The following is a 12,807-nucleotide window of genomic DNA, read 5'->3' as shown; positions in this document are numbered from 1 at the left end:
ATGAGTTTTGCACACGACCACTTCACCATGAGCTACCATCAAGCCCGCGAACACGGCATCGACTATCGCGGTTTTGAAAAGGTGGCCTGCCTTCCAGAAGGGGTTCCGCTTATTGCCGTAGCGGGTGTCTGGGGCGACTACCAGAACATCCGCTGCTTGTTTGTGGACGTTGCTGGAAATGGCTACATGCGAAACATCCGTTGGCGGGGCGATAAAGGTTATCCGATCAAGGAGTTGGGTATCAACGCGAAGGAAATTGCCGTTGGACAACAATTTCTCCTGGCGGAAACTTAGTGATTTCTACTCGGCCTTCCCAGCACATCAATGAATTTGAGTGTTTCCGACTACGAAAATTTTTGGTAATTCTGCAATACTACGGCATGGCAAAATCAAACTACTTGTCATATTATAGTATTGCAAGTTTTGTGAATATGACATACTAAAGTATTACAATAGGCACAAATATGCAAAACTATAGGTTGGCAGATGTCCGTTTCAAGCGCAAAACAGCGGCAAGCCGAAGGCAGGATAAATCAGGCTAGACAGGTGGCTCAGGCATTCGCCAAGCCACTTGGAGGTTGGATCGCAACCTTCCAGGAAGCCATTGGCATGAGCGCACCAACGCTAGCCGAACGGCTCGGCGTGTCCAGGAACAGCGTCTACAGCTCTATCCAGAAGGAAAAAGCTGGAACAATCTCCCTTAACCAGCTGAACAAGATGGCTGAGGCGATGGGCGGCAAACTGGTCTACGCGATCATTCCGCGCAAGGGAGCGGTCGAGGAGATCGTCATGGCTCAGGCACGCAAGAAGGCCAAACGCATCATACAGCGCACCCGCGCGCACATGGCCCTGGAAGAGCAGATCGAAGGTTTGCGCAGCCAGGAAGAAATGATCGAGGACCTCGCGAAAGAAATTGCACGCGAGATGCCAAGGGATTTCTGGAAGTGACCCTTGAATTGCACGAACCTACCGGCGCGACACCTCTGACACCCGACGAACTGCTTGGCCTCAAGGCCAAGCACATCACCACGCGCGGTGAGTTGAACGAGTTGGAGGGCGAGAACATCATCGAAGGCCTGACTTGGCTGGGTAGACGGCCCAAATCCTTCGATGTCCTGACCGACGATGCTGCTCGTGAGCTCCACAAGCGGTTGTTCGGTCAAATTTGGGATTGGGCAGGTGTCTACCGCTTGACCGAGAAGAACATCGGCGTGCCAGTCTGGCACATCTCGACTGAGATGCGCACCTGCCTCGACGATGCCCGCTACTGGCGCGAGAACGACACCTACGAGCCGTTAGAAGCCACCGCACACTTCCACCATAAGCTGGTCTGGGTCCACCCCTTTGCCAATGGTAACGGACGCTGGGCGAGGATCATGGCGGATACCTACTTGGCAACAATTGACCCAGATATCTTCCTCGATTGGTCAGGTGGCGGAACACTCACCGCTGACGGCGACCACCGCATGCGTTACATCGCGGCACTGCGGGCGGCGGATCGGTATGAGCTTGAGCCGCTGACAGAATTTGTTAAAAAACTCGCCAACCCGATTTGAACCAACGAGGATTGGGACGCTTTATCGCATTCGTTAGTAGACGAAGAGCTCGCGCGAACAACGTTTTCGCTCAAGAAGCTGTTGAAAAATAAAATTTGTTTGTTTGTTAACGATCAGCCGTCCATCGTATCGCACGCATTCGAAAATGTTCTAGCCATTGCGCCGAATTATGTCTTCTATCTCGCTAGGTTCAAAAGCTACGTCGCAAGCCCATTGCCCAAAGCCACCAACTTCGTTCACAGCGTTGACCCACTCGGCCAATGCATCGCGTTTCGCCTTGTTTTGCGGGCTGTCAGTGCCTTTGATCTCCAAGGCTAACATTTTGCCGCTTACGTATTTCACCAGAAAATCCGGCACATAACGCCTGCGTGAACCCAACCAAAGGTATTGGATTTGAAACCCGAGATGGTCGTTCTTTGCATAAGCGAAAACATCGCGGGATTTCTCGAATACGTTGGCCGCATACCCTTCCCATGAAGAATCGCCGACCAAATGGCTAATGTGCGACTTCACGGCAGGAAAATTGGGTTTGGTCGTATACCATGTTCGCATCTGACCCGTGGCACCAATCGGGTTTTCCTCGTCGAAGATCGGCGTCAGCTTGGTTCTGTTCTGTTCGAAAACGCTTTGCATCAGGTGTTGAACTACCAGGTCGATGTTCAACGCGATCAGTATGCGACGCCTCAGAGGGTCGGAATGAAAAAGCGACGGAATCTCCAGCGATCCAGAATCAATGAATTCCTCGACGATCCGGACAAGTTGTGCGGCAAGCAATTCCTCCGTACCTTTGAAGCTATGGCTCAAACCTGCAAATCCCTTTCGGGCCGCTTGAAACAGGAGGCGTTGAAGCCTGAAGCCGTCCGGGAGCTTTTCCAATTCAATTGAAGAGACTTTGCCTAAGTCTGTTGCACCGCCAAGAGCAGGGGCCAAGTCGGCACTGATGGGCGTGGAGGCGGGATCAAGCGTTAGCGTGTCAACGTTCGACCAATCGACAGCGAGTTCGCGCCGAACAACGGATTCTACACGAGCCACGTTCGGCCATTTGATCTCCAGATTGGCGCGTTCAGGAATGACTTCAATCTGTGTTGTTGGCTTAGGCGGAGGTGGGGCTTCACCGACTTCTCCAGCTTCGGAGATTGAAAGGGGAACGCCAAAGACGTTCACGTACTCGGGTAAAAACAGGCCTTTCTCGTCAGTGTCGTAGGAAACCCGCCGCAGGCCCCTACCGACAACCTGTTCGCACAGCAACTGCGATGTGAAAGCGCGTAGGCCCATGATATGGGTGACATTTTTTGCATCCCATCCTTCGGACAGCATTGCCACGGAGATCACGTTCTGCAGGTCTTGGCCGGCCTGACCGCGTTTGCCGACATTGTCGATGATCTCGCGAAGCAGCTCTTCCTTTTTGAGGCCACCCAAGTGCCGCTTGCGGGTTTCCGGAAGGTCAGATGCTTCGACGATGTCCTGGAGCCTCTGATCGTAGGCTTTGTCGGAAGTGGCTGCCTCGCCAATCTCCGCCTTGTCCAGCACCTTTGAGTCCACGCGCAAGGTCTTGCTCGGAGCCTGAAGCTCCGACCAATGCGCGTCGCCTTGGTTGAAGTAGTGCTCGATCCGGGCCGCTGTCTCTGTCCGGTTGCAGACCGTCAGCATGACCGGCGGGGAGTGATGCCCGGCTTCGGCCCAGTCCTTTGCCGTCTCTCGCCAGTCCGCCCCAAGCAAAGTGTAAGCGTCCTGCACCAGCTTTGGCAGCGCTTCGTGAGGTTCTGCCTTGGCCCGGTTCAGGTCTTCCGAGACCGACTTGTCGCGATAGATGTGGTAGAGCTTCGATTGCAGTGTTCGGGAGTCAGGCAACGCATCATCCCGCACGACAACCCGCGGGGTCTTTACAAGCCCTGCCTCAATCGCGTCGTTCAGCCCAAAATCAGAAATGATCCAGTCGAAAAGCGCTGTGTCGGTGCTGGCCTTACCGGTGGGAGCGAAGGGCGTGGCCGAGAGGTCAAAGCAGCGCTGAATGCGACGGGTCTTGTGGATGCGGTCCAGCCCCTCGATCCAGCGGGTCGCCTCATCCAGATCGATCCCCTGATCCGCCGCCTGTTTCTTGGAAATTTTTACCTCTGGCGGTTTGCGGTAGGCATGATGCGCTTCATCGTTGATGACGATGATGTCCTTGTGCGTCGCCAGTTTTCCCAGGACACGGCGGGTGAAGGCTTCGTCGGTTTCCTTGCCCTTCTTGACGACGGAACGGTCCTGCTCCTTCAGCGGCATCAGCGTGTGCCAGTTCTCGATCAGCACTTCGGCCTGGTTCAGCTTCTGGCGCATCGACTCAGACGGGCAGAGGTTGAATTCGTCGTAGTAGCTGCCCTCGCTCGGCATCAGCACCTGCAACCGGCCCTTCACGGTCAGGCCCGGCGCGACGATGAACACCGCGCGGCTGAAGTCCTTGTTTCGCTTCGGGTAGGTCAGCGCGTTCAACACCTGCCAAGTGATGATCATGGCCATCACTGTGGTCTTGCCCGCTCCGGTGGCCATCTTGTTGCACAGCCGCTCCCACGCACCGCCATCGCCAGGCACATGAATGCCCTGCTTGTAAGCCTCCGCGCTTTCGACCCACCAGATCAGCGTCTCAATCGCCTCCAATTGGCAGAAGTAGAACGGGTGCTGGCGCGCATCCTCATCATGCCAGTGCTCCAGCAGCTTGCGCGTCACGATGGTCACGCCGGGATAGCCATCCTCGCGCCACTGATCCACCCGGTCGCGGATCGTGTTGACCATGGCCAGCACTTCGGTCCGCTTGGTGTTGTTGCGTGCGTCAAAGACCTCATAGCTCGCAGGTCGCCGCTCCGGCTTGATCTCCAGCTTGCCGCCTTTGCCCTCGACCCAATACTGCGCAGGCCGCTCCCAAGGTCGATTAATGATCAAAGACATTTTTCAATCAACCTGGATGCTTCGCTCTGGTAATCTTAAACCCTTTTGGGCGAGTTGCTTGGCTTCTTTGCCTCCCGTCCGATAGCTCGTCTTACCCTTGTAAAGCCATCGAAATGGTATCTCTCCTTTTGCTTCGGCGGCTTGCGTCAATTTTGCCAAATCCTTAAAGTCGGGCGTCTGCAATTTGGCCTTCAGCCAATCCAGTTTTCTAATCATCACATCGACTTCACCAGAGCCACTGGCTGGATGTGGCTCGATCCACAATGCAAATTCATATCCCACTGTGAAGCCGACACCATAGTCCCAACGGTTGTCTTGGGGTTCATCGGCCTTGAAATGCTCGTCAAGATCAACACTGCCCGAAAAATTTGCCGCGCCCCTGGCAACTACTTGCCCCCGATATTCTGCTTTGATTGCTTTTTTTCCCGTTTTGCCATCGAGCCCGGCTGTAGTAGCGGCATCCAAAAACTTTGTCATTTCCTTGTCACCCTTGCATTTGCTCTTGTGACAGCCTTCGCTACAACATCCGCTGAGCGCCCAGCAAACCCATTTAGATCCCCCCAGTTCGCAACTGCTTCATCTTCTGATCCAGGGTCTAGAGACGAAATCTCTTGAGCCGCTTTACCTCGCTCAAAAAAGTACACGCAGTAATCCTTGCTGAGTGAAGTCTCTGCAATTTGTTTAGTGGTGGGATTGGAATTTAGTTCAAAAAGCTCCCGCACGTCCGACTCAGTTCCACCGCATTCTTGAATCTGGCGAAGTGCCCAAATCAAATCGAGGACCACCGTGGAATGCGTCGAAATCACTACTTTGTATCCACGCTTCAATAGCTCCAGAACCAGTAGCAAGAAGGTAGACACTGCCCTTGGGTGCAGCCCCATTTCGGGTTCTTCGATTACAACCCAATCGATATTGTCACGTTTAGAAACCTTCCCTGCCGGACAAAGCCAGTACAGCCCGAGCAGAAGAGGTACAAACTCCCTCTGGCCAGCTGACCAAGCTAAGAAGGGCAGCCCCTCAGACAAGCCATCGATTTCGAGCGCAAGGGTTTTGGTGAAATCCTTTGGCTCTACCGTCAGGTGTGCTCCGCCAAACAGGTTGTCTGCAATTGGTCCTTTGAGGCTTTCGTTGAGTCGGCCTTTCGCTGGGAACAGCTGCGCTGACGATCCAAATTCGTTTTGAAGTAGAATATGTACCTGGTGTGCAAAGTACCGAAGTACATATGGGTCGCCGAAGTTGAAACTCCCAAAGGTCTGAGACACTCCGGAAGGCAAACTTACAACACGTTGTGCTGGAATGTAAAAAAGGCTCTCGATTTGTGAAGACTTCGGCTTCTTAAATTTGGTGAGCGCCTGAAGCTCGTAGCGCTGTCCGCCCCACGTAACATACGGATTGTTGCTCAACATCCCTGCCATGCCGCGTCCATAAAACCCATTGAGCACTGCGGCAGAGTCGCCGTTGAAAACAACGTTTTGTTGATCAAACATGCCGAGAATATGGTTTCGATCTATCGCAAGTTTCAGTGTCTGTAAAAAAACGCTCTTTCCGCTGGCTTGAGGCCCAACGAGAACCGTCAGGTCGCCCAAGTCCACTTTCGCTTCAGAAATTGGTCCAACATTCTCAAGACGTATCGAAGTGCGTTTTTTTCTCTTCTTGATTGGCATGATTATCCCTCCAGCGCGACGATCTTGAGGGACTCGATCCCTCTATCATCCACTATCTTCACCGCAACCCGCTTGTTGTCACCGGCCTCGAACGGCAGCGACACAGTGCCGTGGAACTGCTCCAGCAGGTCTTCGTCCAACTCCGCCCGGATCGTCTTCTTCAGCCGGTTCCAGCCGCCCTTGGCATCGGCCATGGGGAAGAACACCTGATGCGGCATCAAGGACCGCTGATCGTAATCCTGATCGAGCGACCACATGGCGATCTGCTTGGTGCCGCCTCCCTCGATCTCGCCGGTTTTCGGGTTGAAGTAGTCGAAGCCATGCACCTCGACCTCCCACATCCCGTCCCCGCGCTTGCGCACATCGACCTCGGGTTGACCCATAAGCCAGAAGCTTTCATTGCTCGTGCGCTTCTTCTTCAGATCCTCGGTCAGCAGGTCCGTGTTCATCTGCACCTTGAGGAAGGTCATGCCCGGCACATTCATCTCGTCGATGTCCTTGGCCGCCTCCGGGTCAAAAGTGAAGGCGCAGAACAGTAGGAAATTCGGCTTCGGCATCAGCGTGTAGGCTTCATTCATCGCCTCTTCGACCTGGCGCTGCTCCAACGCGGCATGTTCGGGGCCGAAGCTGACCACCACGCGCTCGCCAGTATCAGCGACGGAGCCGCTGGCATGCAGGAACTTGGTGCCGGGGATCACCTCGAATTCGGCAAAGCGCAACATGTTGCCGCCTTTTCCGCGCACGCCGGTTTTCAACAACTCGTCGCGCCAGAGCGATTGGCGCGAGGTTTCGCCAGAGCGGGCGACGGTACTGTTGGCCTCTTCCGCGGGCAGGCTTTCGTCCAGTGACAGGACAGTGGGCGCGGGCACGGCCTCGACGCTGAACGGGCCGGTGATGCGCAGCTTGTTCTTGTCGATGCGGGGCTTGTCGTAGAGCGTTTCCTGATCGGCGTGATCCGCGATGGACTGGTCCATGCGGCGCTGCATGGCCTGGCGGGCCTTGTGGAACACCTCGAACGGAGCCTTGGCCGCCTCGGGCCAGTCGGTGGGGAGGTCAAAGGGCACCTCCCATTCTTCCAGCACGTCGCCATCGCGGAAGGAGACCTGTTTGCCCTTGCGATAGCCTTGGGTGGGCTTGGTCGGCAGCGGGGGCGCGGATTTGAGCGCGGCGTTCAGATCGTCCAGCGCCGCGACGATCTTGGGGTGATCCTCGTCATAGATCGTATCGATGTCGGGGTTGTTGGCGATGGATTTCAGCGTGATATGCGGCACGGTTTCATAGTCGAACCCGCCCTTCAGCCCCTCATGGGGATAGCGCAGGGCGTAATAGTCGAAACTGGCGGTCATCAGCCGCTGCTTGGCCAGCGTGATCGCCACGCGAGAGGTGTCGCAGGTGATCCAGCGCCGCCCCCATTTCTCGGCGACGAAAGCGGTGGTGCCGGAGCCGCAGGTGGGGTCGAGCACTAGATCGCCGGGATCGGTGGTCATCAGGAGGCAGCGTTCAATTGCGTTGGGAGCGGTCTGCACAACGTAGACTTTGCCATCGCCAAAGGCGTTTTGTCTTGTGTCTGTCCAAAGTGAGTTGAGTGGACGTACACGGCCGCTGTCCCGATAAGACTTCCACCAGAGCGAATTGCCTTGTTGGCGAAAATAGCCAGCTCGAAGAACTCTCGGCATTCCTTCATCGACGCTAGTTGACCACCCGCGACTTCCACCCGGCTTGAATGTCTTCTTGAAGGCGGTGAACTGTCGTCGGCTGTTTTCGTCGCCCGACTGTGACGACGGGTTTTCCAGCTTTAGAATTCGGCCATCAGGGAAATCTTCTTCGCCAGTTTTTTGCTTTACGGACAAGTCAATGATCTGGCCTTCAGGGGTCTCTACACAGACATACCGTTCCTTCGGATTATCAATAGCCGGACCAACAGTAAGCAACCGATTGTGCTTAAGTTGGCTTTTGTCTTTGCCATACCAGAGAATGTAATCCGTGATTTGAGCCAACAGCCCAGAGGTTTGTCCGGTTGTAGCGCTGTAAGCAATCAGCCCAGCATAATTCTCAGCGCCAAAGACTTCCTCCATCAACTCGCGAACGTGATGCAAATTCTCATCCGAAATCTGCACAAACACCGATCCGCTTTCGGTCAGCAACTCCCGCGCCAGCATCAGCCGGTCGCGTAGGTAGGTGAGGTAGGAATGGATGCCCAGTTCCCAGGTGTCCCGGAACGCCTTGATCATCTCGGGCTCTTGCGTCAGGTCGGCGTCTGACCGGTCCTTCACGTCGCGCTTGTTGGTAAAGGGCTGAAAGTTCGACCCGTATTTGATGCCATAGGGCGGGTCGATATAGATCATCTGCACCTTGCCGCCCATGCTCTCTTTGGTCAGGAGCGAGTTCATCACCAGCAGGCTGTCCCCCGCCACCAGCCGGTTCGACCAACCCTTTTCGTGGTGGTAGAAATCCAGCGCCTGGCGCAGCGGCAGGTTCTCGAACGGAGCCGCGAACAGGTCCGCCTGCCGCCACTGCGCGCTCGCGTCCTTGCCCTTCAGCCGCTTGGCCGCATTGGCCAGGATCGTCGCCGGGTCCACCCGTTCATGGACATGGAGCGAGACGGTATCGACTTCGAACGACGCCTTCTCCGCCTTGCCTGTCCAGTTCAGGTAAGGGGCCTGCAAGCGTTTGAGTTCTTGCAGCGCGTCCTTCATCCGCTCCGGATCATCACTGGCCAGCGCATCGTCGATCAGCGTCTCAATCGCACCCCGCGCGCTGTCGAAGTTCAGCACCGGGTCCAGATGCGGATCATAGGCCCAGGTGGACTTTTCGCCATCCGGGTCGGTGTCGGCGTGCACCATCCCCACCTCGGGGTTGTTCACCCGGGTCTCATCATGGCGATACGACAACACCTCGGTCGGCTCGTCCGACTTGCGGTGGGCCTTCTTGCGCGTGCCCGTGGTGGCCTTGGGTTCCTTCGCCACTGGGGCTGTCAATTCCAAATCAGCCACATCCGCCCGATAGACCGACCCGCCACGCCCTTTACCTCGACCCAGCGTCCCGTCGTCAATGAGCGCATCCCGCGCGGACTCATAGGCCTCATCGGTCAGTGTCGGGATGTGATCCCGCAGCCTCGCCAGCATTGCCCCGTTGCCAATGGAAGAGCCATCCTCTGGCGTGAGAGACAGGATCAGGCCAGAAAGTTCAGATGACATATGCGCCCCTTACCCATAAAATCAATTGTGTTCTTTTTGACAATCCATAGCGTGATCATCCATCGATTGCATTACGGAAATGCGATGCACCTGACGGCGGTGCATTAGCGATGCGGCGCGCTGTGAACTCGTCGATCTGTGAGGCTTTTCTCATGTGAAATTAGCTATTCGCAACGGGAATGCGCTCAGTTAGAAATTGTTCGAAGGTGGCGTTTTCGACCGCATAGGCGCTGGTATCGCGCTTCCGGGTAATAACCTTTTCGATCAAGGCACACAGGCCAAGAATTACCATGCCCGGGAAAAACCACAGCCCCGTCGCCAGTGGCATTTGCCCGCTGTAGAGCAAGGTTTGGAGAAGAGGCCAAACTAAGAATGGCATGGCAGCCAAGGCTGCCCACTTGACTGGTTTCATCTTTTCCCCGGCATCCACAGCCAACCGGGCATGATTTTCGACCAAATCGCGCTCCCATGCTAGGAATTCGTCCATGACTTGGCCAGCGAGGTAGTGGCCACAACGGCAATAATCGCGTGTGACGTACTCAACCTGTCCGCAGGCTGCGCAGCGGACCGCATTAATACTATCCGCTTTCGGGCGCAGGTGTTTCTTCTGACTTACGCGATCGAGGGCTTCTTCAGCCCCGCAGACGCCTTCTAGCAGGCGCTCGATATCCTGACCAAGCCGCAACTTTCGTGGGCGTAGTTTCAGTACTTCATCGGGAAATTCTTCGTTCAACATCAGCTTACTAACCTCAATACGCTGTCGATCCTTGTTGTGTCCGGCTCCCCGCCTTCAATAGCCAAAGCATCTGTATTCAGGAACTCATCGAAGAGAAATTCGATGGCATCCCATTTCTTCTCGGGGTTCACAGTCAGCTCACGTTCAATGATCCGTCGCTCGACCGCGATTCCGATCTTGCGATAGGCAACCGCGATCTCTTCGTGCCTTCGGTTCTTGCCATCTTCCGTATCGCCTTCGAGCATCCAGAGCGGGTCGATGTCGAAAACTTCATAGATTTGCTTCATTAACTGGGCGGTCAGGTCTCGTTGGCCACGTTCGTAGTTCTGGTACGCACTTCGGCTAATACCCAATTTCTGCGACATCTCTTCTTGGGAGAGCCGGGCCATGTTCCGAACTGCCGCAAGGCGATTTCCAAGACCAACTACAGTCATACTTAACTTTCGTTTGTATTTGTGTTGACCTCATTCGTAGTCATTTGTATCAAATTAAGATACGAACGATGGCGACACGCTTGATTCACATACCTTCAGCGTAGTTTTGTTTCATTCTGGAAGCAAAACGAATTCTTTCGCCTCAGTTTGTGAGCAAACGATTTGAGGAGGCGAAGCATGGCAAAGCATCTCGAGACACCCAAAGAGCTGGCTGAACGTGTCGGCATTCCCGTGTCCAACGTACGCTACCTGATCCGCGAAGACATGTTGGACCACATCTATACAGCCCCTGGGCGCCGAAACCCGAAGATCCCTTCCGGCGCATGGGAGCGTTACGTTGACAATTTTACGGTGAAGGCATGCCAAGAAGATCATCCCGCCGCGCCTCGAGCGCGACCGCAAGCGTCCGTCCGAGGGTAACTGGTACATCTACTGGACCGAGGGGGGACGCAGCCGCGAGCACTCGACTGGCACTGGGGATCGCGACCAGGCTGAACTCTACTTCGCAGAGTGGAAGCTGAGGCGCTTCAGGCCGGATCGTGCGGTCGAGCCGCACGAATTCTATGTTGCTGACGCGATTTCGCACTACCTTGCGAAACGGCTTGATGACGTCACCGACCCGGAGCGCCTAGCCAATGCAGCCAAGCCGATCATCCGATTTTTTGACGGCTATTCCGTTGGCGATATCAGCGACACGCTCATAAAGGAATACTGTCAGAAGCGGCGGAAGGGTCGCGGCGACAAAGGGCTCAAGGACGGCACGCTTAGACGAGAACTCAGCCTGTTGTCGACAGCTATCCGCCGTGCTGAAGAAGATCAGTTGATCACACGCAAGGTTTCAGTTCGGCTCCCGCCAAAGCCCGAAGGACGTATCCGGTTTCTGACGTGCGATGAGGCGATAAAGTTGATCCGGGCCTCGCGAAGCTTCGACACCCCTATGGAAGATGGTGTTCCGACGGAGAGCAAAACCGAGCACCTGACCCTGTTTCTCCGGATCGGCGTTCTGACCGGCCAGCGGAAGGAGGCGATCCTGTCCTTGCGCTGGTCGGATATCGATTTCGACAGTAACGTCATTTACTGGAATCCAATCGGGCGTCGGAGAACCAAGAAGGAGCGCCCGAGCTCAAGGTTGCCCGCGCGCCTGAAGAAACACTTGTTGCGCAGGAGGAGGCGATTTCCGGAAGACGAATTCGTTGTCACCCATCGCGGCAAATCCCTGCAGAATATCAAGCGTGCATTTCGATCCGCTGTTGTTGCGGCTGGCCTCGAGGGTCAGGGAGACCGGAAAGTCGTGCCGCACACTCTGAGGCACACTTGCGCAACCTGGCTCATGCAGAAGGGTGCACCAAAGTGGGACGCCTGCGGCTTTCTGGGGATGACCCTCGAGACGCTCGAAAAGAACTATGGGCACCACCACCCAGACCATCAGCGCGGGGCGGCGGATGCCATCTGACATCCGGATCATTTCCGGAAATAGACCATCACAACCGTGAACAAAGGAGCAGTCAAATGACAACGCATCATAATAAATACAGGGGGTTAGGCTCCGACCCGATCCTTCGGGAGGCAGGGGTCGGAGGTTCGAATCCTCTCACTCCGACCAATAAAACAAGGCGCCAAGGGTGTCTTTGACGATCTTCTCGCCAGAGCTCTTCGTTGGCGTTCTCATGTCCTACTCCTCAATGGTTACGATGAGTCAGAAACACCCTCATATCAAATTTTTTTTGGACCGGTAAGCGCTGACGTCAGACAGGTTTACCTATGTGCTGGTGTCTGTCGCTTTCAGGGAAGGGGTTGTTGGGCCGTCACTCATCCCGGTGCCGACAGGTTGCCAACTTGGTAGTCGGCCTCTGCATCATCGGGATATTTCTCGAAGAGGCAAACACCAAAAATTTCAGGATATTCGACCGCAGAAGAGTTGATCGCCAGAACATTTTTGAGGGTCTCCAGCCCCAACATTTGTCAAATGAACCCATTCTCGAGACCGGCCCTGGTGCTCATTTTGGTGGCCTTTCGTTTGAAGGCCTGGCGGGGGCTGTTCTGTCCCAGAGCTGAGTGTCGCCGTCGCGGATCACAAAATCCGCTGATGTATGCAGCTATGGCGATCTAGGTTTTATGGTGCGGCTGCGAGGATCGTTGCACCAAAACTGGACCTCAATTGTCTTGAAGAAGGTTTGGTCCGGCGTTCTGGATTTGAACTGTGTACTGTAATCAAACAAAAAACGGCAAATTTCCTAAGCGGTATCTTGAAACCTTGGCGGCAAATGTATACCGGTGCATACAAATGCGATCGAG

Annotated in this window: 12 protein-coding genes; 5 read left to right on the top strand and 7 right to left on the bottom strand. The window is 55.2% G+C overall.

The window, feature by feature from the left end; genetic code table 11:
* From AC2FIS_RS07975 to AC2FIS_RS07965, 3 genes are all read left to right on the top strand, one after another.
* A complete protein-coding gene (locus AC2FIS_RS07975; protein ID WP_496772761.1) occupies positions 1–294 on the top strand; it encodes a hypothetical protein in 294 nt (97 codons plus the stop codon).
* Positions 295–486: 192 nt separating this feature from the next.
* On the top strand, positions 487–948 hold the full coding sequence (locus tag AC2FIS_RS07970) for a mobile mystery protein A (RefSeq protein ID WP_496772760.1): 462 nt from the start codon (positions 487–489) through the stop codon (positions 946–948).
* Positions 945–1,556 carry a mobile mystery protein B gene (locus AC2FIS_RS07965; RefSeq protein WP_496772759.1) on the top strand — a complete coding sequence of 204 codons (612 nt, stop codon included), beginning with the start codon at positions 945–947 and terminating at the stop codon, positions 1,554–1,556. Before AC2FIS_RS07970 ends, AC2FIS_RS07965 begins: the two co-directional genes overlap by 4 nt.
* Before the next feature lie 150 nt (positions 1,557–1,706).
* On the opposite strand, the gene AC2FIS_RS07960 is transcribed toward AC2FIS_RS07965, so the two are convergent.
* The 6 genes from AC2FIS_RS07960 to AC2FIS_RS07935 form a co-directional block, all read right to left on the bottom strand.
* Entirely contained in the window at positions 1,707–4,481 is a 2,775-nt protein-coding gene (locus AC2FIS_RS07960) for a BPTD_3080 family restriction endonuclease (RefSeq protein WP_496772757.1), read from the bottom strand.
* A gap of 3 nt (positions 4,482–4,484) precedes the next feature.
* Positions 4,485–4,958 carry a hypothetical protein gene (locus AC2FIS_RS07955; protein ID WP_496772755.1) on the bottom strand — a complete coding sequence of 158 codons (474 nt, stop codon included), beginning with the start codon at positions 4,956–4,958 and terminating at the stop codon, positions 4,485–4,487.
* Positions 4,955–6,145 (bottom strand): AAA family ATPase, encoded by a 1,191-nt coding sequence (locus AC2FIS_RS07950; protein WP_496772754.1) that lies wholly within the window; start codon positions 6,143–6,145, stop codon positions 4,955–4,957. The genes AC2FIS_RS07955 and AC2FIS_RS07950 overlap by 4 nt, the downstream gene beginning before the upstream one ends.
* A 2-nt stretch (positions 6,146–6,147) precedes the next feature.
* On the bottom strand, positions 6,148–9,342 hold the full coding sequence (locus AC2FIS_RS07945) for a site-specific DNA-methyltransferase (RefSeq protein ID WP_496772752.1): 3,195 nt from the start codon (positions 9,340–9,342) through the stop codon (positions 6,148–6,150).
* A 160-nt stretch (positions 9,343–9,502) separates the two neighbouring features.
* Complete coding sequence (locus AC2FIS_RS07940) at positions 9,503–10,078, bottom strand: hypothetical protein (protein WP_496772751.1); 576 nt, start codon at positions 10,076–10,078, stop codon at positions 9,503–9,505.
* Entirely contained in the window at positions 10,078–10,512 is a 435-nt protein-coding gene (locus AC2FIS_RS07935) for a helix-turn-helix domain-containing protein (RefSeq protein WP_496772750.1), read from the bottom strand. The genes AC2FIS_RS07940 and AC2FIS_RS07935 overlap by 1 nt, the downstream gene beginning before the upstream one ends.
* Before the next feature lie 177 nt (positions 10,513–10,689).
* On the opposite strand from AC2FIS_RS07935, the gene AC2FIS_RS07930 reads away from it, so the two are divergent.
* Both AC2FIS_RS07930 and AC2FIS_RS07925 read left to right on the top strand, forming a co-directional pair.
* The gene (locus AC2FIS_RS07930) at positions 10,690–10,932 is read left to right on the top strand and encodes a MerR family transcriptional regulator (RefSeq protein ID WP_496772749.1); all 243 of its coding nucleotides are present in this window, start codon (positions 10,690–10,692) and stop codon (positions 10,930–10,932) included.
* A gap of 364 nt (positions 10,933–11,296) precedes the next feature.
* Positions 11,297–11,965, top strand: a complete 669-nt coding sequence (locus AC2FIS_RS07925) for a site-specific integrase (RefSeq protein ID WP_496772747.1) — start codon at positions 11,297–11,299, stop codon at positions 11,963–11,965.
* 356 nt (positions 11,966–12,321) lie between these two features.
* Here the strand turns inward: AC2FIS_RS07925 and AC2FIS_RS07920 are convergent, their stop codons facing one another.
* Entirely contained in the window at positions 12,322–12,471 is a 150-nt protein-coding gene (locus AC2FIS_RS07920; protein WP_496772746.1) for a hypothetical protein, read from the bottom strand.
* Positions 12,472–12,807 lie beyond the last annotated feature (336 nt).

This window comes from Ruegeria sp. CDSB113 (assembly GCF_059611045.1).
Note: the sequence above shows the minus strand (reverse complement) of the source record. Positions and strands in the feature narration are given on the sequence as shown.

Coding starts and splice junctions, on each gene's coding strand:
- AC2FIS_RS07955 (WP_496772755.1), bottom strand. CDS start 4,958: ATGACAAAGTTTTTGGATGCCGCTACTACAGCCGGGCTCGATGGCAAA.
- AC2FIS_RS07940 (WP_496772751.1), bottom strand. CDS start 10,078: ATGTTGAACGAAGAATTTCCCGATGAAGTACTGAAACTACGCCCACGA.
- AC2FIS_RS07935 (WP_496772750.1), bottom strand. CDS start 10,512: ATGACTGTAGTTGGTCTTGGAAATCGCCTTGCGGCAGTTCGGAACATG.
- AC2FIS_RS07945 (WP_496772752.1), bottom strand. CDS start 9,342: ATGTCATCTGAACTTTCTGGCCTGATCCTGTCTCTCACGCCAGAGGAT.
- AC2FIS_RS07920 (WP_496772746.1), bottom strand. CDS start 12,471: ATGTTGGGGCTGGAGACCCTCAAAAATGTTCTGGCGATCAACTCTTCT.
- AC2FIS_RS07970 (WP_496772760.1), top strand. CDS start 487: ATGTCCGTTTCAAGCGCAAAACAGCGGCAAGCCGAAGGCAGGATAAAT.
- AC2FIS_RS07930 (WP_496772749.1), top strand. CDS start 10,690: ATGGCAAAGCATCTCGAGACACCCAAAGAGCTGGCTGAACGTGTCGGC.
- AC2FIS_RS07950 (WP_496772754.1), bottom strand. CDS start 6,145: ATGCCAATCAAGAAGAGAAAAAAACGCACTTCGATACGTCTTGAGAAT.
- AC2FIS_RS07975 (WP_496772761.1), top strand. CDS start 1: ATGAGTTTTGCACACGACCACTTCACCATGAGCTACCATCAAGCCCGC.
- AC2FIS_RS07960 (WP_496772757.1), bottom strand. CDS start 4,481: ATGTCTTTGATCATTAATCGACCTTGGGAGCGGCCTGCGCAGTATTGG.